The following is a 19,098-nucleotide window of genomic DNA, read 5'->3' on the forward strand; positions in this document are numbered from 1 at the left end:
GCTGGAAAGCATCACGGTTCTGGAAGCGCAGCGGGCACGCCAGCGCCACCGAGAGTTTGCGCGAACGGCGACCCGGCGAAGCCCGGCATCGAAACCATCCCCTGCGGCAACGGCACCTTCCTTCCCCTGGCGCAGCAGAACACGCCCGCAGTCCCGTGCGCCGGATGCTCTCCCGCCACGATTGTGAGGGTCTCCGACCTGCAGAATTTCCCGGCCTACCCTGCCCCTACCGGCATGGAACCGAACGGCTGGGCTATCGTCGGGCTGGCCGCGAACTTCTGGGCCGGGGCATCCGCTCAAATCGGCGAAGGACTGCTGCTGGGCGAACCGGCCCAGGTCATGTTCACGCCGATCGGCTACCGGTGGGACTACGGCGACGGGACGACCGCGGCATCCGTTGACGGCGGGGCCAGCTGGGCCGCTCTCGGCCTCGCCGAATTCGCGAAAACGCCGACCAGCCACGACTACGCCGCCAGGGGCAGCTACTCGGTCACCCTCACCGTCGACTACCGCGCCGAGTACAGCTTCGGCGACCAGGGCTGGCGACCCGTCGAAGGAATCGTCAGCGTACCCTCAGCACCGTTCACCGTCGTCGCAGCAACTGAATCCACCGTGTTGGTCGCCGAAGACTGCAACGTCAACCCCCACGGACCGGGCTGCTGACCCCGTGCGCTGAGACGTTGCCGGGCTCGCGGCACTTGAAAAAGTTCAGGGCACGCCTACGTAGGGGTGCCCCGATCTATAATCAGCGCCGCGACTAGCGAGCCCGGCCGACGCCGGCCGGGCTGACACCGGCAGGGTTGAAGCCGGCCGGTAGTTCAAACGGGTCGGGCACGCGGCTCGACCGGTCCGACGCGGCTACCAGAGTCGTCAGCTCGCCGGCCGCCCTCTCGATGCGGGCCGGCAGCGTGGCCAGCCGGCTGTCCACTCTACCGTCGCCGCTGCCCCAGTCCTCCGACGCGGCGAACACCGAGGTCGGCACGACCACGGCGTGCAGGTAGGTAAACATCGGACGCAACGCGTAGTCGAGGGCCAGGGAGTGCCGGGCCGTTCCCGCGGTCGCGCCGATCAGAACCGGCTGGTCGGTGAGGGACCGGTTGTCGATCACGTCGAAGAACGTCTTGAACAGGCCGCTGTAGCTCGTTGTGAAAATGGGCGTGACGGCGATCAGTCCGTCGGCCGCTGTGACGGCCTCGATCATTGTCTCGAGCCGCGGGCTGGCGAACCCGGTGAGCATGTTGTTCATCACATCCTGCGCGTAGTCGCGCAGCTCGTACGTCACCACCCGGGTCGTGGCACCCTCGTCGGCAAGCCGCGCCACGGTCGCCGTGGCGAGCTTGTCCGCGAGAAGGCGAGTGGATGACGGCTGGCTGAGACCCGCAGAGACCACCGCGAGGGTTCGCTCAGGCGTAGTCACCTCAGGCCCCGTCCCGGCCGGCGCGAGCCAGCCCGAATGCGGCACCGGTCTTGGCCGGTGCGATGGCGGCGGCAGTGTCAAGGTCGTCACGCACAGCTGCTGCAGCGGCAACCGGAGTGTGGGCGGCGATGCGCAGGGAGTCGTGAGTGGGGGCATCCGGTACGTCGGTCGGTCGGTTCTTGGCGAATTCCTGCCGGAGCACGGGCACGACCTCTTCGCCGAGCAGGTCGAGCTGCTCGAGCACCGTCTTCAACGGCAGTCCCGCGTGATCCATCAGCCAGAGCTGGCGCTGGTAATCGCCGACGTAGTCCCTGAAGCCGAGGGTGCGGTCGATGACTTCCTGGGGGCTGCCAACGGTGAGCGGCGTCTGCGAGGTGAAGTCCTCCATGCTCGGGCCGTTACCGTAGACCGGGGCGTTGTCGAAGTAGGGCCGGAAGTGGCGCTTGGCGTCCTGGGACTTCTTGCCCATGAACACCTGGCCGCCGAGCCCGACAATGGCCTGTGCGGCGGTGCCATGGCCGTAGTGTTCGAAGCGTTGGCGGTAGTACTGCACCATCTTCGCGGTGTGCGAGGCGGGCCAGAAGATGTGGTTGGAGAAGAACCCGTCGCCGTAGTACGCGGCCTGTTCGGCGATTTCGGGGCTGCGGATGCTGCCGTGCCAGACAAACGGCGGCACGCCGTCGAGGGGACGCGGGGTGGACTGGAAACCCTGCAGCGGGGTGCGGAACTGGCCCTCCCAGTCAACGAAGTCTTCGCGCCAGAGGCGGCGGAGCAGGGCGTAGTTCTCCAGCGCGAGCGGGATGCCCTCGCGGATGTCCTTGCCGAACCACGGGTAGACCGGGCCGGTATTCCCGCGGCCCAGGGTCAGGTCCACCCGGCCGTCGGCGACGTGCTGCAGCATCGCGAAATCCTCGGCGATCTTCACCGGGTCGCTCGTCGTGATCAGCGTGGTCGCGGTGGAGAGGATGATGCGTTCGGTCTTGGCTGCGATGTAGCCGAGCAAGGTGGTCGGCGACGACGGCACGAACGGCGGGTTGTGGTGCTCGCCGGTGGCGAAGACGTCGAGGCCGACCTCCTCGACCTTCTGCGCGATGGCTACCATGGCCTTGATCCGGGCGTTCTCGGTGGGGGCGTCGCCCGTGGTGGGGTCGGTGGTGATGTCCCCGACCGTGAAGATTCCGAACTGCATGCCATCCTCCAAGTTTCTATGCGTCTGCATGTATATCTATCGTAACGGCAGAACCAGCGCGGCTATTCCCGGCCTTCTCACGGCACGTGGTCGAGAAGCTGGCGGTAGTTGCAACCAGTGTCAGCTTCCTGGCACGTGCCACGAGGCGCGAGCGGATGTTTGGGCGGCGGGCGCGAGCATCCACTGATATGCTGATCGGGTCGCAACTGGCGTAGCACGAAGATGGGTCACCATCGGGGAGCGACTGACACGGTTAGTGGCCGCACGCCTGGGCCGCAACATCCATATATTAAGGAGAACTCCGTGCCTGATTCCGCCACCGTCTTGAAGTCGACCTTCAACGAACCGCTCTCGGTCGTTGACCCCGAGATCGCCGCCGTGCTCGACCAAGAGCTCGGCCGCCAGCGCGACTACCTCGAAATGATCGCGAGCGAGAACTTCGTTCCGCGCGCCGTGCTGCAGTCGCAGGGCTCCGTGCTCACCAACAAGTACGCCGAGGGCTACCCGGGGCGCCGCTACTACGGCGGCTGCGAGTACGTCGACGTCGCCGAACAGCTCGCCATCGACCGCGCCAAGTCGCTGTTCGGCGCCGCCTACGCGAACGTGCAGCCGCACTCCGGTGCCACCGCCAATGCCGCAGTCCTCTCCGCCATCGCCACCCCCGGCGACACGATTCTCGGCCTCGAGCTGGCCCACGGCGGCCACCTCACCCACGGCATGAAGCTCAACTTCTCCGGCAAGCTGTACAACCCGGTCGCCTACGGTGTCGACCCGGAGACCTTCCGCGTCGACATGAACGTCGTGCGCGACAAGGCACTGGAGAGCAAGCCCAAGGTCATCATCGCCGGCTGGTCGGCCTACCCGCGCCACCTCGACTTCGAGGCCTTCCGCGCCATCGCCGACGAGGTCGGCGCGCTGCTCTGGGTCGACATGGCCCACTTCGCCGGACTCGTTGCCGCCGGCCTGCACCCCTCGCCCGTGCCCTACGCCGACGTCGTGTCGAGCACCGTGCACAAGACCCTCGCCGGCCCGCGCTCTGGGTTCATCCTCTCGCGCGACATGGCCCTGGCCAAGAAGCTCAACTCCAACGTGTTCCCCGGCCAGCAGGGCGGACCACTCATGCACGTGATCGCCGCCAAGGCAACCGCGTTCAAGCTCGCCGCCGAGCCCGAGTTCAAGGAACGCCAGGAGCGCACCCTGCGCGGTGCCAGTATCCTCGCCGACCGCCTCACCGCCGACGACTCGCGCGCCCACGGCATCGACGTGCTCACCGGCGGAACCGACGTGCACCTCGTGCTCGCCGATCTGCGTCACTCCGAGATCAACGGCCAGCAGGCCGAAGATGCCCTGCACGAGGTGGGCATCACCGTGAACCGCAACTCGGTTCCGTTCGACCCGCGCCCGCCGATGGTCACCTCTGGCCTGCGCATCGGCACGCCGGCCCTCGCTACCCGCGGATTCGGCGACACCGAGTTCACCGAGGTCGCCGACGTCATTGCTGAGGCCCTCAAGCCCGGCGCCGACATCGCAGCGCTCCGCACCCGCGTCGGCGCGCTCACGCAGGCCTTCCCGCTGTACGACGGCCTGCAGCAGTAAATCTCTCGCAAGCGGGTGCCTGCTGGTCGGCTGCGGCCCGCGGCATCCGCTCGCTCAGCTGGATGTCGCCGGCTGCTCTCTTCGGCATCCGCTGTCTTTCGGTTTCGGGGCGCGTTTTTCCCTCTGCACGATTGACCGGGCCCGGGCCCGGCAACTGGGCCCAGGTTAGAACATGGGCCCGCTTTCCGGGCCCGGGCCCGGAAAGCAGAAAACCGTACGAGCGAACCGAAGTACGGCACCGAACAGAACCACAACAGTAGGGAACCATGATGACGGCAATCACACTCAACGGGGTTAAGACCGCCTCCGACATCAAGGCCGAGTTGCGGGACCGCATCGCGGCGCTGCGCTCTCACGGCGTCGTGCCCGGCCTGGCTACCCTGCTGGTTGGCAATGATCCCGGATCCGAGACGTATGTTGCGGGCAAGCACCGCGACTGCGCCGAGGTCGGCATCGAGTCGCTGCGCATCGACCTGCCCGGCTCGGCCACGTCGGCCGACGTGCGCGCGGCCATCAAAGACCTCAACAACAGCCGCGAAGTCACGGGCTACATCATCCAGCTGCCGCTGCCGGTTGGCCACAACGAGAACGCGATGCTCGAACTCATCGATCCGTCGAAGGATGCCGACGGGCTGCACCCGACCAACCTCGGGCGGCTCGTGCTCGGTATCGAGGGCGAACTGCGCTCACCGCTGCCGTGCACCCCGGCCGGTATCGTCGAGCTGCTGCGTCGCTACGACGTGCCGATCGTGGGCCAGAAGGTCGTCGTGGTCGGCCGTGGCCTCACCGTCGGGCGCCCGCTCGGCCTGCTGTTCACCCGCAAGGGCCTCGACGCGACCGTCACGCTGACCCACTCGCGCACAGTCGACCTCGCCGGCGAGGTGCGCCGCGCCGACATCGTCGTGGCCGCCGTCGGCGTACCGCACCTGATCCAGGCCGACTGGATCAAGGCGGGAGCCGCCGTGCTCGACGTGGGAATCACCCGCGTGACGGACCCGATCACCGGCAAGGGCCGACTGACCGGCGACGTACACCCGGATGTGGCCTCGGTTGCCGGGCACCTGTCGCCGAACCCGCGCGGCGTCGGCCCGATGACCCGGGCCATGCTGCTCTCGAACGTGGTCAAGGCCGCCGAGCAGACCCTGCTGGCCTGACGCCGGCCTCTTGGCGGGAGCCTATGCCGGTAAGTTTCGCGACACGCCGTCACCCCATGGGTTTTGCCCGGCGTGTCGCAAATTTACCGGCATTAGTTACGCTGCATCCGCTCGGCGCTTGCGCTATTGCTGGGCCAGGGCCGCGCGGTGCAGCTCGGTGTGCTCGAGGTAGTTCTCGGCGTTGTGGCGAATACTGTCGATCTCCTCGTCGGTGAGCGGGCGCCGCACCTTGGCGGGAACGCCGGCCACGAGCGAGCCGGGCGGCACGACGGTGCCGCCGAGAACGACGGCTCCGGCCGCCACGAGGGAGCCGGCGCCGATGACGGCACCGTTCAGGATGGTCGCGGCCATGCCGACGAGCACATTGTCCTCGATGGTGCAGCCGTGCAGCACGGCGCCGTGCCCCACCGAGACGCCGGTGCCGAGGGTGAGCGGAAAGTCGGTGTCGACGTGGCAGGAGACGTTGTCCTGCAGGTTCGAGCCGGCGCCGATCGAGATCGGCTCGAGTTCAGCGCGCAGAACGGAGTTGTACCAGACGCTGGCCCGGTCGGCGAGGGTGACGTTGCCCACGATCACGGCGCCGGGAGCCACGAACGCGGTCTCGGCGATACTTGGAGCCGGCGTGTTCGGCAGGACGATGATTCGGGCGGCGCTGTCAGCAGTCATACGCGTCAGCCTACTGCCGACGGATGGCGCCACTCGGCTCGGTTCGGTCTCGCGACCCTGCAAGGGCTCGGGTCGGGGCCGTATCTCGTCGGGCCTGATCGGCCCCGCCCGCAATACACTGAACGGATGCGTGCGCCCACCGGAATCCAGTATGAATTGACCCGCGAGACCCCGAGCGGGCTCGCTCGCGCGGTCGTGACCGAGGTCGCAGCCGGGCTGCGTGTATATTCCGTGAATGGCATAGACCTGGTGGAAACCTTCGACGAGTCAGTGCAACCGCCGATGGCAGCCGGAATTGTGCTTGTGCCCTGGCCCAATCGCATTCGTGACGGTAAATGGACTCAGAACGGAATCACCCGCCAGCTTGCTCTCACTGAGCCGGTCAAGCAGAACGCCAGCCACGGGCTGCTGCGTTTCGCGCCGTACCGGGAGGTATGGCGCAGCACAGACACGGTAACCCTGGCGGCGACGGTCTTTCCTCAGTCCGGCTACCCATTTCACCTTGAGACAGAGGTGACCTACGCGCTCACTTCCAGCGGGCTCGAGGTCACCCACCGGGTGGGAAACGTGGGAGCGGAGCCCGCGCCGGTGGCCGTGGGGGCGCATCCGTTTCTGAAGATCGGGGATGTGTCGACGCGCGACCTCACGGTGCGCGTGGATGCCACGACCCACGTCGACGTCGACGACCGACTCAATCCCACCGGTGAAACCCCGGTTGCCGGCACACGCTTCGACCTGCGCGCGGGTGCCCTGGTCGGCGAGCTCGACCTCGACGACGGCTTTGGCTCTGTCGGCGAAGCCGGCGAGCATTCCCTGACTGCGCCGGACGGCCGCACCCTCACCCTCTGGGGTGATGAAAGCATGCGCTACGTGCAGGTCTTCACGCCGCGCATTTTTCCGGTCACGCAGGGTGCCGGCGAGCCGGTGCGCGGCTTGGCGATCGCGATCGAGCCGATGACCGCGCCGGCCAATGCGTTCAACTCCGGGGCCGGTCTGCACTGGGTGGAGCCGGGGGAGCAATGGGTCGTGCGCTGGGGTATCCGCCACGCCGGCTTCGAGCTGTCGGCCTAACGCTGCCCGGCCACGACGACCAGTTCGGCCAGTACCCGACGAACGGATGCCCGGGCGAGCGTCTCCGGGCGGCTCAGCACGTCGATCTGCCGTCCGACCGACAGGCCCCGAAACGGCACGAGCACCACGCCGTCGCCTTGACGCGGCGCCATCGTATACCGCGGCAGCAGCGCGATTGCCGCCCCGGTTGCCACGACGGACGTCGCCACGAAGAACTCATTGATGCGGTGCACGATGCGCAGCGGCCGGCCGGCGGCCGCGGCGACCACGTTCACCGCCTCGGCCAGCGGAAACCCGATGTGCCCGGTGACCCACCGCTCGTCGCGAATGTCGTCTACCGACAGCGACGCGCGCCCGGCCAGCGGATGCCCGACCGGCACGGCCACATCGAGTGGCTCAAACAGCAGTGGTGTGACGGCAACAGAATTCGGCCAGGCCGGATCGTGCGGCACCCGGTGCGCAATCACGAGGTCATAGTCGGCGACGAGGGCTGGGAAGCGTTCCCGGGGTACATCCTCGTCGCCGCAGCCCACGGTCGGGCCGCCACTCGAGTGCAGTCGGTTCAGCAGCGGTCCGAACCAGGCCAACCCCGCGCTGTGGAACGCGCTCACGGTCACCGGCAGGCCGGGGTCGTTCTGAAACCGGGCCACGGCCTCGTCGGCCCGGGCCATCGCGGTCGAGACGTCGGCGGCGGCGCTCGCCAGGGCCACGCCAGCCGGAGTCAGCCGGAGCACCCGCCCGTGTTTCTCGGTGAGTGTGACGCCGGCGCGGCGCTCGAGGGCACTGAGCTGCTGGGACACCGCCGACGACGAGACTTGCAGCGCCCGGGCCACCGCGGCGACGCTTCCGCGCTCGCCGAGCTCCCGCAGCACGGCGAGCTGACGCAATTCCATAAGTTCAGGCTAAAGCATCCGTTCACAAAGTGGTGTCTAGACTTAACGGATGCTGCCGCGCACCATTACTTCATGACCACCACACGGATCCAGTTCTTCGCCACTTCAGGCGCTTTCAAACACGGGTTGGTCGCTGTCGTGGCCCGGTCGCAGCTGAAAGCCGCTCGATGACGACCACGCCGACGCGCTCTCCGCTTGACCGCGGGTCCGTGCTGCCGCGCACCCTCGGCCGCTACCGCGTCGACCTCGTGCTGCTGCTCGTGGCCTTGGTCTGGGGTGGCAGTTACCTGAGCGCGAAGGTGCTCACCGAGCAGGCCAGTGTCTCGGCCGTGCTGGCCCTGCGGTTTCTGGTGGCGGCGCTGGCCCTCGTGATCGTCTGGGTCGTGCGGCGCGAAGGTCTTCCGTCGCGGCGGGCGCTCGGGGTGGGCTTGCTGCTCGGGGCCACCCAGGCGAGCATCCTCTGGCTCGAGACGCAGGGCGTGGCGTTCACCTCCGCCACGAATGCGGGGCTCATCATCAGCCTCACGATCATCATGACCCCGGTGCTCGAGTCGGTCGCGGTCCGCCGCTGGCTGCCGCGCCCGTTCTTCGTGGCCGCGGTGCTCGCGGTCGTCGGGGTGGCCCTGCTCGTCTCCGGCAACGGATTCGCGCAGCCGAACGTGGGCGACCTGCTCATTCTCGCGGCAGCACTCGTGCGCTCCGTGCACGTGACCATGATGGGCCACCTCATGCGCGGCCGCAGCGACAGCACCATCACCCTGACTCTGTTGCAGGCGCTGGTCGGGGCGACGGTCTTTACCGCGTTCGATTTTCCTGGCCTCGTCTCGGCCGTCACGACGTTCAGCCCAGCCGCGTGGATCGGCGTGCTCTACCTCGGCCTGGCCTGCAGCGTGTTCGCGTTCCTCGCGCAGATGTGGGCGATTCGCCGAACCTCGGCGGCCCGAGCCAGCCTGCTCATGGGCACCGAGCCGATCTGGGCGGTGCTCGTGGGGGTGTCGCTCGGCAGCGAAACCCTCGGCCTGATCGGCGCCTCCGGCGCCGCGTTCATCATCGTGGGTACGTTTTGGGGCCAGCGCATCGAGGCGGGCCACCGTTTGAGCCAGGGGTAGACATCCGTTCCCTCAACGAGTGCCCGCGGCCCGACGGCCGCAGGCACTCACCAAGAGGATGCCGCAGCTACGACAGTACGTCCCGCACCAGGTCGTCGTTTTCGTGGTTACCCAGCCGCGAGAAGATGTAGCCGCCGAGCAGCAACGCGAACGGCAGGGCCACGAGGACCCAGCCGATGGTGCTGAGGCCCCACGACGTGGTGGTCGGATCTACGCCGTCGGCCACGGTGCCGGCGAGCAGTCCGAAGTGGCTCATCAGCAGATACTCGCCGAGCAGCAGTCCGAACGTGGCGAGCACGGGAGCGATCACCGTCTGGAAGATGTTCTCGGTGCCCTTGTTGCGGTGGAAGTAGACGATGATCGCGATGCTCACCAGAATCTCAATGAGCACGATGGCGATCACCGAGAGGCCGCTGAACCAGTAGAACAGGTTCAGCACCGGGTCGAGCTGGAACACCGCGAACACCACGAGCACGATGCCGGTGATCACCGAGGTGACCAACGATGCCGTGCTCGGCGCTCCGCGGCCGTTGACCTTGCTGAGCGGCCCCGGCAGTGCGCCGCCGCGACCTAGCGCGAACAGGTAGCGGCTGGCCGCGTTCTGAAAGGCGAGGAGTCCGGCGAACAGGCTCGACAGCACCAGGATGCTCATGAGCGTCGCCATCCACGGGCCCACGTATTGGGTCGCGAGTGCGAACAGGACTGCGGCCGGGTCGGCCAGGGGAACGCCGGCCACCGTCGAGAGTTCGACGGTCTTCTCGACCACGGTCGACGCGCCCATGCCGGTCACCATGGCGAAGGCGGTCAGGCCGAACAGAACAGTGATGACGACGACGGCGAGGTAGGTGGCGCGGGGAACGACGGTCTTCGGATCCTTGGATTCTTCGCCGTAGATGGCCGTGGCTTCGAATCCGATGAAGGAGGCGAAGGCGAACGCGAAGGCGATTCCGGCCGAGCCGGCCAGACCGCCGGCAACGATGGCGGCGGGGTTGAACGAGGCCCAGAAGTTGATGCCTTCCGGCCCGCCGTCGATCAGAATGGCGACAGCGGTAACCACGAGCGCGGTCAGTTCAAGCAGCATGAGCACGCCGAGCACCTTGGCGCCCACGTCGACGCTGAGCAAGGAAAGCAGGGTCACGATGCCCCAGGAGATGAGCGACCAGGCCCACCAGGGGAGCACGCCCACTTGGCCGGCCATGAGGGCGCCGAAGAATCCGTAGATGGCCAGCTGCACGGCGAGGTAGGCGAGAATCGACACGAACGCCGATGCGGTGCCGAGGTGGCGCCCCAGGCCCCGGCCGATGTAGGCGAAGAACGCTCCGGCGTTGGTGACGCGCTGGCTCATCGCGGCGTAGCCGACGCTGAACACCAGCAGCGTGAGTCCGACAACAACGTAGGCGCCGGGGGCTGCCGCACCGTTGCCGAGCACGATCGCCACGGGCACCGCGCCGGTCATGCCCACGAGGGGAGCAGCGGCCGCGACCACAAAGAAGACGATTCCGAGAACGCCGAGCCGGCCCTTGTGCAGGGCCGTTTCCGGTGCTGTCGACTGGTCGGGTTTGGTCTGGGTCATGGCTACTCCTCGTTGAGTAAGAGGTCGGCTGCGCAAAACGGATGCACGCTGCATCCGCTTCACCTGTGGCTATCAGCGTGGCAATCTCTGGGCCAAACCGTTTGCCATTTGCGGCACCGCAGTTGTCGAATTGCGCATGCTGTGACGGTTGCTTGCCGTGGAGGCGCACGCTGACGAAGCGTGCCGCGCGACCGTGAAAGCGGGCTCAGGCTCGACGATAGGTGCTCGGCGTTTCGCCGAAGGCCGTGCGAAAGATGCGGCTGAAATGCGCGGCGTCGACGAAGCCCCACCGAGCGGCGATGGTGCCCACCGAGCGGTCACCCAGAATGGGATCGCGCAGGTCGCGGCGGCAGTGTTCCAGCCGGCGGCTGCGGATCCAGCTCGCCACGGTGCTGTCGGCCTCGTGGAACACGTTGTGCAGGTGCCGGGTCGAGATGAAGTGGGCGCTCGCGATGGTCGCCGGGCACAGCTCCGGGTCGCCCAGGTGGGCATCCACGTAGGAGCGGATGCGCCCCAGCAGATCACCGTGCGCCCCCGCTACCGGGTCGCGGCGGAGGTTCAGTTCGCTCTCGAACATGGTCGCGATCAGGTCGACGGCATTGTAGGCGAGGCGGTGCCCACTCGCGCCGGAAAGCACGTCGAGGTTTTCTGCGAGCTGCACCATGAATGGGCTGATCAGGCGGCCGAGCCCGGCGTCGCCGGGCAGCCGCACGGCGGTGAGCTGGCCCACCGAATCAGCCGGCAGGTCGAGCACGTCGTGCGGAAACATGAGCACGAGGGTGCGAAAGTCCTTCTCGAACTCGAGTGTGTATGGCCGGTTGGTGTCGTACACGGCCAGGTCGCCGGGGCGCAGTGTGGCCTCCCGGTTGTCCTGCACGAGCAGACCGGTGCCGGTCAATTGCAGGTTCAGCTTGAAATACTGCCGCGTGGATGCCGCGATCAGCGACGGTGTGCGAATCACCTGGTGTCCGTTGGCGGTGACCTCGACGATGGAGAGCTCGTCGAGCACACGCGATCGCAGGGTGCCGTGAAAGCTGCGGGAGGCACTGCGCACCTCGAGCGGAACGAAGGACTGGGACACGAGGGTGCGCCACTGGGAGAAGGAGTCGGCGATGGCGCACTGCACGCTCTCGGCCGGCGTTGGCGTCGGGACGCTTAGGTTGAGCGGGTGGGGTGCGGCTTTCGTCACCGAGTTCACAACTGTCATCGTCACGCGCAGCTCCTTCGCCGGGTCCTGACCAGATCGGCCCTCAGGGGCTTTTATGATCGTCTGCAGCCAATGTAGTCCTGCGTGGCTCCATTGTCATTCTTTTTTCGACACTCGGCGAAAATAGATTTGCGCGCAGATCGACGGAACTTGGCTAGTATCCGGAGAGTGATGACCGGTCGGGAGTGGAGCGCAAAAAATGGATGACGATGCGCGCCTGGCCGCAGCTCAGCTGGTTCGTCATCGAGTCGGGTGGGCATCTCTGGCCGCCGCAGCCCTGTTCGCGGTGTTCGGCGTGGTCTTCGACCAGGGCGCACTCCTGGCCTTGTCGGCCGCCTGCGGTTCGGCCTTCCTGTGGACTCTGCTGCCGGTGCGAGTCTCACGGTCCCAGTCGAAGGATGACGCGCCGACAGAGTGAGCCTCGGTCGCCCCGCTGGTTCGTGACGGCGTCCGAGCTGGGTGTCCGCCCGCTGCGGTAATCGGCGTAGCGGCTACCCGTTTCGGGCGCGCTCACGAGCGCCGGCCGCGTCGCGAGGGACGCTACGATCCGTCGCCAGCAGGTGCAGGTAACCGTCGAGCTGGGCCACGAGCTGCTCGGGGGCGTGCGCGTCGGGGGAGAGCGCCGCCGTGATCTGCGCGCCGAGGAGCACGTTCATGAGGTGACCCACAACATCAGTGTCGGCAATGGTGGTCTCCACCTCGCCGGTCGCGCGTGCCTCGGCCAGGTGGCCGAGGAGCGCGAGGCGCCACTGAAGCATCGACTCATCGTGCAGCTGCGCCTTGGCGGCATTGGTGAGGGCCTTCTGCCAGAACGGGATGACGATGCGTGCCTCGCTCACGCGGGTCTCGTCGAGCGGCAGGATTTCGTGGCAGAAGGCGCGCAGCGCAGCGAGCCCGGTCAGGCCGCCGGCCCCGCGTTCGATGCGAAGGTTGGTCTGGCTGAACACGTGCCCGAAAGCGAAGGTGAGAAGGTCGTCCTTGGTGCCGAAATAGGGTTTGAGCGCGCCGTTGGCGAAGCCGGCCTCGGTGGCGATCTCGCGCAGGGTGGCACCCTCGATGCCGTGGCGGGCGATGATGCGCCAGGTGGCATTGACCAGCTCGACGCGGCGCTGGTCGTGATCGACGACTTTCGGCATGGGCCCTCTTCTGGTGGTGCCGGTTATAGCTGGGAGCCTCAGCTTGTCAGAAAGATTCTCGAAAGGCTTGCCAGCAGCAGCGCTGACCATTTATATTCTACAACCATAGGAAATAAATCCCCGGAGCCGCAACCGCCGGGCCGATCCAGGAAATGAGACGCAATGCTCACCGCCGAGACTGCCGACATCGTCACCAACTTCGCGCTACCCACCACGCAGGAGCTGCAACTCGTGCGCACGATCCTGGCCGACGCCGACCTGTTCGGCGACAGCATTCGCGTCGCCTATCTCGGGCTGCTTGATCCGCCGCGGGGCGCCACCGAAATCAACCGTCGCTTTCGCGTCTTTCTGCACGACGTGTCCGGCGCGGCCCCCACCGACGTGATCGTCTCTGCGACCAACGGCACCGTCGAGTCCCGCGTCACCCTCGACACCGCCCTCACCGGTGAACTGCCCGTGCTCGAAGAAGAATTCGGCGCCGTCGAAGAACTGCTCACAACGGATGCCCGCTGGCTCGCTGCCCTCGCAGCCCGCGGCCTCGACGTGGCCCAGGTGCGCGTCGCGCCCCTCTCGGCCGGCGTGTTCGAGTACCCGAACGAGAAGGGCCACCGCATTCTGCGCGGCCTCGCCTTCGTGCAGAACTTTCCGGCGGACAGTGCCTGGGCGCACCCGATCGACGGGCTCGTCGCCTACGTCGACATCGTCGCAAAGACCGTGGACCAGGTGCTCGACTACGGCGTCGTGCCCATTCCTGCCGAACACGGCAACTACACCGACCCCGCCCTCACCGGCCCCCTGCGCGAAACGCTCAAGCCGATCAGCATCACCCAGCCTGAGGGAGTGAGCTTCACCGTCACCGGCGGCAACCACATCGAGTGGGAGAAATGGAGCCTCGACGTGGGCTTCGACGTGCGCGAGGGCGTCGTGCTGCACAACATCGGCTTTCGCGAAGGCGACAGGAGGCGGTCCATCATCCGTCGCGCGTCGATCGCGGAGATGGTCGTGCCCTATGGCGATCCGGCTCCCGTGCGGTCCTGGCAGAACTACTTCGACACCGGCGAATACCTCGTCGGCCAGTACGCCAACTCGCTCGAACTCGGCTGCGACTGCCTCGGCGAGATCACCTACCTGAGCCCGGTCATCACCGACGGCTTCGGCAACCCGCGCGAGATTCGCAACGGCATCTGCATGCACGAGGAGGACTGGAGCATCCTCGCCAAGCACAGCGACCTGTGGAGCGGCATCGAGTACACCCGCCGCAACCGCCGCTTCGTCATCAGCTTCTTCACCACCGTTGGCAACTACGACTACGGCTTCTACTGGTACCTCTACCTCGACGGCACCATCGAATTCGAGGCCAAGGCCACCGGAGTCGTCTTCACGAGCGCCTACGCCGGCAAGGGCTACCGCTACGCCTCCGAAATCGCCCCCGGACTCGGCGCCCCCTTTCACCAGCACCTATTCAGCGCCCGCCTCGACATGGCCCTCGACGGCGACACCAACCGGGTCGAAGAAGAAGACGTCGTGCGCGTTCCGATGGGTCCAGGCAACGAACGCGGCAACGCCTTCACCCGCCAGCGCACGCTGCTCGCCACCGAGCTCGAGGGCGTCAGACAAGCGGATGCCGCCATCGGCCGCACCTGGCACGTCTCCAACCCCAATTCCCTCAACCGCCTCGGCGAACCCGTCGCCTACAAGCTGCACCCGCAGGGGCTGCCCATGCTGCTCGCCGACCCGTCATCGTCGGTCGCCCAGCGTGCGGCGTTCGCCACCAAGGGTCTCTGGGTGACCCGCTTCGCCGAGGATGAGCGGTATCCCACCGGCGACTTCGTGAACCAGCATTCCGGCGGCGCCGGACTGCCCGCGTACATTGCGGCAGACCGGTCGATCGACGGCGAGGACATCGTGCTTTGGCACACCTTCGGCCTCACCCACTTTCCACGGGTCGAGGACTGGCCGATCATGCCGGTCGACACCGTGGGCTTCAAGCTGCGCCCCGACGGCTTCTTCGACCGCAGCCCCGTCTTGGACGTCCCCGCGAACACGCCGCCCGCCTCCGGCGGTCACTGCCACTGACCCCTGTCGCGCACGTTGTGTTGCGGACGGGGCCCAGGCCTCAAGAGATTGTGTGCGCTTGCTTTCCGGGCCCGGGCCGGGAAAGTGGGACCACGATCGATCGTGGGCCCGATTTGCTCAGGTGGGCCCAGACCCGCGGATGCCGCGGCGCGGGCTACCGCGCGCGCACGCTCGCCTCGGGCCGCAGGTCGAGGCGGCGCAGCAGCTGCGCGTTGAGTGCAACGACCACGGTCGACACCGACATGAGCAGCGCCCCGATCTCCATCGGCAGCACGAATCCGATCGGCGCGAGCACCCCGGCGGCGAGCGGAACCGACAGCAGGTTGTACCCGGCCGCCCACCACAGGTTCTGCTTCATCTTGCCGTAGCTCGCCCGCGACAGCTCGATCACCGAAAGCACCGAACGCGGATCGTCGCTCGCGAGAATGACGCCGGCCGACGCGATCGCCACATCGGTTCCGGCACCGATCGCGATGCCGACATCGGCCTGGGCGAGTGCCGGAGCGTCGTTGACGCCGTCGCCCACCATTGCCACGCGGCGGCCCTCGTGCTGCAGCTCGGCGACCTTGCGCGCTTTGTCCTCCGGATGCACGCCCGCGAACACCCGGTCGATACCGAGTTCCGTGGCCACCGACTGGGCCACAGCCTCGGCGTCTCCGGTGATCATGACGACCTCAATCTTCAACCGGTGCAGCGCGTCAACGGCCTGCCGTGACTCCTCGCGAATCTCATCGGCCAGGCCGATCGCGCCGATCACGATGCCATCGCGGAGCACGTGCAGAATGATCGCGCCCTGGCTTTGCCAGGCCACGGTCTCGGTCAACGGCCGGGCCCCCTGTTCGCGCAGCATGCTAGGCCCGCCGACACCAATGTGGTGTCCATCGATCAGACCGGTCACGCCAACCGCCGCGGCGGTCTGAAACTCGGTCGCGCGCGGTACGGTCAGCCCGCGGCCGCGTGCAGCCGTAACGATGGCACGGGCGAGCGGATGCTCACTGTCACCTTCTACCGCCGCCGCCCACGCGAGCACCTCGTCTGCGGTGAACTGCGTCGAACCCGAACCCGCCTGAGGGGCGCTCGCCGCGGCATCCGCTTCACTGACGCTGACACCAACGGCGGCAACGGCAACGTGAGTGACCGTCGGCTCGCCCTTGGTGAGCGTGCCGGTTTTGTCGAACAGCACCGAGGTGACCTGCCGCATGCTCTCGAGAGCGAGGCGATCCTTGATCAGCACCCCGCCCTTCGCGGCGCGCTCGGTGGCGATGGACACAACGAGCGGAATCGCCAGCCCGAGCGCGTGCGGGCAGGCGATCACCAGCACGGTGATGGTGCGCACCACTGCGTCCTGCGGCTGGCCGAGGAGGGTCCAGGCGATCGCGGTGATTACGCCGGAGCCGAGCGCGAACCAGAACAGCCAGCCGGCCGCGCGGTCGGCGATGCGCTGCGCCCGCGACGAGGAACTCTGCGCTTCGGTGACGAGGCGCTGAATTCCAGCCAGAGCGGTGTCATCGCCGACCGCTGTGACGCGCACCCGCAGGGCGGAATCGGTCGCCACCGTGCCGGCCACGACCTGATCGCCGACCGAGCGCTGCACCGGCCGGGATTCGCCGGTGATCATCGATTCGTCGACGTCGGCGGTGCCCTCGGTGACCTGCCCGTCGGCAGGCACACGCCCGCCCGGCCGCACCACAACGAGGTCGCCGAGCACCAGCTCGCTCGGCGAAATCAGCACAATCTCGTCACCGTCGAGGCGTTCTGCCTCATCGGGCAGTAGTGCGGCAAGCGATTCCAGGGCAGTGGATGTCTGCGCCAGCGACCGCATTTCAATCCAGTGGCCGAGCAGCATGATCACGATCAGCAGCGCGAGTTCCCACCAGAAATCGAGCTCGACGTCGATCACGCCGAGGCTCGCACCCCAGGAAGCGAGGAACGCGACCGTGATCGCCAGGGCGATCAGCAGCATCATGCCGGGCTTCCGGGATTTCAGCTCGCTCACGGCCCCGGTGAGGAACGGGCGGCCGCCCCAGACATACATGACGGTGCCGAGAACGGGGGAGATCCAGTTGATGCCGACGACAGCGGGCAGCGTGTACCCGACCAGCATTGAAAACATCTGGCTGAACGCGACCACGGGCACGGCGATGACGAGCATGGTCCAGAACAGCCGACGGAACTGGGCCACGTGGTCGCCGTGGCCGGCATGGTCCATGGCGCCGTGGTCCATGCTCCCGTGGTCCGTGCTCCCATGGCCCATACCGGCGTGGGCCACGGTCACGTCCGGCATGTCAGGGTGGTTCATGCCCTCGTCCACCGGATCAGCGTGATCCGTGCTGCCGTGGTTCAGATCGGGCTGCGTCATTTCATTCCTCGATGCCGATTCTCTCGATAATTCAACTGATACCCCCTAAGGGTATACCCACGCGCGAGTTCAGACAGCGGGCTTGGACGATTCCCATCAAGCCGGCGTCCTCGTGGTCAAGAATATGTCGGTGACCCACGGTGCGCCATCGTTCGTGGTCGCCTGCCCTCTGGCGAGATGGACGGTCCATGCAGGTGCAGTTTGCTCGGGTCGGCGCGCAGAACTCACAGGTCGGCGACGGGATGCCGCAACCCGCTCGCAAATGTGCACCCGTGCAGCCCCGCAATCGGGCAGGCTTGAGCCATGGCGCAGAGCAGAACCCCGGACAACGAGAAAGTTGCCCCCGACCCGACCTCGGGCGCGTCAATAGAAACCGCGTCCCCAGCAGAATCTCCGAATGACCGGGCACGCCGTACCGCCCTGAGAAGCATGAAGCGTCTGGCGGCCGGGCTGCTCGCTCTTATGGCGGTCATCTTCACGGTGTCGTTCGCCCTGGAGGAGAGCTACCCCTGGCTCGAATACGTACGCGCCGCAGCCGAGGGCGGCATGGTCGGCGCGATCGCGGACTGGTTCGCCGTGACCGCCCTGTTTCGCTACCCGCTGGGGCTAAAAATTCCGCACACCAACATCATCGCCAACCGCAAAGACGAGATCGGTGCGAGCCTCGGCGAATTCGTCGAGACCAATTTCCTGTCCGAAACCGTCATTCGCGGCAAGCTCGAATCCATGCAGCCGTCCCGCCGCCTCGGCGCCTGGCTCACCGATACATCCAACGCCGAACGCCTCACCAACGAGCTCGCCGTTGCCGGCCAGGGCCTGCTCAACCTGCTCGGCGACGACGCTATCAAGAACCTCATTGAATCCGTCGCGCGCGAACACTTGGTGAAGCCCGAGTGGGGTCCGAGCCTGGGAAAGGTGGGGGAGCGCCTCGTCACCAGTGGGCAGCAGCACGCGGCCGTCGACCTACTGCTCGACCGCGCCGACGGCTGGTTGCGCGCCCATCCCGAGGCGTTCGGGCGCGTGGTGTCGCAGCGGTTGCCAACATGGCTGCCCGGCTTCGTCGACAAACTCGTCGACGACAAGGCCTACCGTGAGGTGCTTGCGTTTGTCGCGTCTGCGCGAAACGACCGCGGGCATCCGGTGCGCAAGGCCATCGACGAGTACCTCAGCGAGGTCATGCGCGACCTGCAATACGAATCAGCCATGATCGCCAAAGTCGAAAGCCTCAAGGCCGAGATTCTCGACAATGCCAAGCTGCGCGAGTTCGTCGGGGACGCCTGGGAGGCGATCAAGGTCTCGCTCACGGACGCGTTAGACGACGCGGCGAGCGCACTACGGGTGGGCATCCGTTCAACCTTGCACGATGTCGGCAACCGCCTCACAGCGGATGCCGCCCTCGGCGCGCGCATTGACCGCTGGCTCGCCGACACGGCAAGCTACGTCGTCGCCAACTATCGGCATGAGATCGCCGGTGTGATCACCGAAACCGTGGAGCGCTGGCCCGCCGCGGAGACGGCCGAGAAGATCGAACTGCAGGTGGGCCGTGACCTGCAATTCATCCGCATCAACGGAACCGTGGTCGGCGCCCTCGCTGGTCTGGCCATTTTCACCCTCGCGCACGCGGTGGCCGCGCTGTTTTGAATCGCTTTTGA

The 19,098-nt window shown here is 67.0% G+C and carries 16 protein-coding genes and 1 riboswitch; of the genes, 8 read left to right on the plus strand and 8 right to left on the minus strand.

The window, feature by feature from the left end; genetic code table 11:
• Positions 1 to 234 precede the first annotated feature (234 nt).
• The gene (locus QMF22_RS01560; RefSeq protein WP_283449675.1) at positions 235 to 663 is read left to right on the plus strand and encodes a PKD domain-containing protein; all 429 of its coding nucleotides are present in this window, start codon (positions 235 to 237) and stop codon (positions 661 to 663) included.
• Between the two features lie 94 nt (positions 664 to 757).
• Here QMF22_RS01560 and QMF22_RS01565 read toward each other — a convergent pair whose 3' ends face one another.
• Positions 758 to 1,417, minus strand: coding sequence for an FMN reductase (locus QMF22_RS01565; protein ID WP_283449677.1), 660 nt, complete (start codon positions 1,415 to 1,417; stop codon positions 758 to 760).
• A 1-nt stretch (position 1,418) separates the two neighbouring features.
• Positions 1,419 to 2,606: an LLM class flavin-dependent oxidoreductase gene (locus tag QMF22_RS01570; protein ID WP_283449679.1), complete on the minus strand. Its 1,188-nt coding sequence runs from the start codon at positions 2,604 to 2,606 to the stop codon at positions 1,419 to 1,421.
• A gap of 192 nt (positions 2,607 to 2,798) precedes the next feature.
• Positions 2,799 to 2,887: riboswitch (ZMP/ZTP riboswitch) on the plus strand.
• A gap of 22 nt (positions 2,888 to 2,909) precedes the next feature.
• On the opposite strand from QMF22_RS01570, the gene glyA reads away from it, so the two are divergent.
• Complete coding sequence (gene glyA, locus QMF22_RS01575; RefSeq protein WP_283449681.1) at positions 2,910 to 4,202, plus strand: serine hydroxymethyltransferase; 1,293 nt, start codon at positions 2,910 to 2,912, stop codon at positions 4,200 to 4,202.
• A 269-nt stretch (positions 4,203 to 4,471) separates the two neighbouring features.
• Positions 4,472 to 5,356, plus strand: a complete 885-nt coding sequence (locus QMF22_RS01580; RefSeq protein ID WP_283449683.1) for a bifunctional methylenetetrahydrofolate dehydrogenase/methenyltetrahydrofolate cyclohydrolase — start codon at positions 4,472 to 4,474, stop codon at positions 5,354 to 5,356.
• A 123-nt stretch (positions 5,357 to 5,479) separates the two neighbouring features.
• On the opposite strand, the gene QMF22_RS01585 is transcribed toward QMF22_RS01580, so the two are convergent.
• Positions 5,480 to 6,022, minus strand: coding sequence for a gamma carbonic anhydrase family protein (locus QMF22_RS01585; protein ID WP_283449685.1), 543 nt, complete (start codon positions 6,020 to 6,022; stop codon positions 5,480 to 5,482).
• A gap of 126 nt (positions 6,023 to 6,148) precedes the next feature.
• Between QMF22_RS01585 and QMF22_RS01590 the strand changes: the two genes are divergently transcribed.
• Positions 6,149 to 7,093: an aldose 1-epimerase family protein gene (locus QMF22_RS01590; protein ID WP_283449687.1), complete on the plus strand. Its 945-nt coding sequence runs from the start codon at positions 6,149 to 6,151 to the stop codon at positions 7,091 to 7,093.
• Here the strand turns inward: QMF22_RS01590 and QMF22_RS01595 are convergent.
• Positions 7,090 to 7,986, minus strand: a complete 897-nt coding sequence (locus QMF22_RS01595) for a LysR family transcriptional regulator (protein ID WP_283449689.1) — start codon at positions 7,984 to 7,986, stop codon at positions 7,090 to 7,092. The two genes, QMF22_RS01590 and QMF22_RS01595, sit on opposite strands and share 4 nt — an antisense overlap.
• A 167-nt stretch (positions 7,987 to 8,153) precedes the next feature.
• Between QMF22_RS01595 and QMF22_RS01600 the strand changes: the two genes are divergently transcribed.
• Positions 8,154 to 9,095, plus strand: coding sequence for a DMT family transporter (locus QMF22_RS01600; RefSeq protein WP_283449691.1), 942 nt, complete (start codon positions 8,154 to 8,156; stop codon positions 9,093 to 9,095).
• 67 nt (positions 9,096 to 9,162) lie between these two features.
• On the opposite strand, the gene QMF22_RS01605 is transcribed toward QMF22_RS01600, so the two are convergent.
• Positions 9,163 to 10,668 carry an APC family permease gene (locus QMF22_RS01605; protein ID WP_283449693.1) on the minus strand — a complete coding sequence of 502 codons (1,506 nt, stop codon included), beginning with the start codon at positions 10,666 to 10,668 and terminating at the stop codon, positions 9,163 to 9,165.
• Between the two features lie 205 nt (positions 10,669 to 10,873).
• Entirely contained in the window at positions 10,874 to 11,875 is a 1,002-nt protein-coding gene (locus QMF22_RS01610) for an AraC-like ligand-binding domain-containing protein (RefSeq protein ID WP_283450724.1), read from the minus strand.
• A gap of 199 nt (positions 11,876 to 12,074) precedes the next feature.
• Here QMF22_RS01610 and QMF22_RS01615 point away from each other — a divergent pair, with 199 nt between their 5' ends.
• The gene (locus tag QMF22_RS01615) at positions 12,075 to 12,293 is read left to right on the plus strand and encodes a hypothetical protein (protein WP_283449696.1); all 219 of its coding nucleotides are present in this window, start codon (positions 12,075 to 12,077) and stop codon (positions 12,291 to 12,293) included.
• Between the two features lie 73 nt (positions 12,294 to 12,366).
• Here QMF22_RS01615 and QMF22_RS01620 read toward each other — a convergent pair whose 3' ends face one another.
• Positions 12,367 to 13,011 (minus strand): TetR/AcrR family transcriptional regulator, encoded by a 645-nt coding sequence (locus QMF22_RS01620; protein ID WP_283449698.1) that lies wholly within the window; start codon positions 13,009 to 13,011, stop codon positions 12,367 to 12,369.
• A 162-nt stretch (positions 13,012 to 13,173) separates the two neighbouring features.
• Between QMF22_RS01620 and QMF22_RS01625 the strand changes: the two genes are divergently transcribed.
• The gene (locus tag QMF22_RS01625) at positions 13,174 to 15,087 is read left to right on the plus strand and encodes a primary-amine oxidase (RefSeq protein ID WP_283449700.1); all 1,914 of its coding nucleotides are present in this window, start codon (positions 13,174 to 13,176) and stop codon (positions 15,085 to 15,087) included.
• Between the two features lie 154 nt (positions 15,088 to 15,241).
• On the opposite strand, the gene QMF22_RS01630 is transcribed toward QMF22_RS01625, so the two are convergent.
• Positions 15,242 to 17,446 (minus strand): heavy metal translocating P-type ATPase, encoded by a 2,205-nt coding sequence (locus QMF22_RS01630; protein WP_502846891.1) that lies wholly within the window; start codon positions 17,444 to 17,446, stop codon positions 15,242 to 15,244.
• 303 nt (positions 17,447 to 17,749) lie between these two features.
• Here QMF22_RS01630 and QMF22_RS01635 point away from each other — a divergent pair, with 303 nt between their 5' ends.
• Entirely contained in the window at positions 17,750 to 19,087 is a 1,338-nt protein-coding gene (locus QMF22_RS01635) for a DUF445 domain-containing protein (RefSeq protein ID WP_283449702.1), read from the plus strand.
• The last annotated feature ends 11 nt before the right edge of the window (positions 19,088 to 19,098 follow it).

It is taken from the genome of Cryobacterium sp. PH31-L1 (genome assembly GCF_030063145.1).
In the GTDB taxonomy this organism is placed as follows: domain Bacteria; phylum Actinomycetota; class Actinomycetes; order Actinomycetales; family Microbacteriaceae; genus Cryobacterium.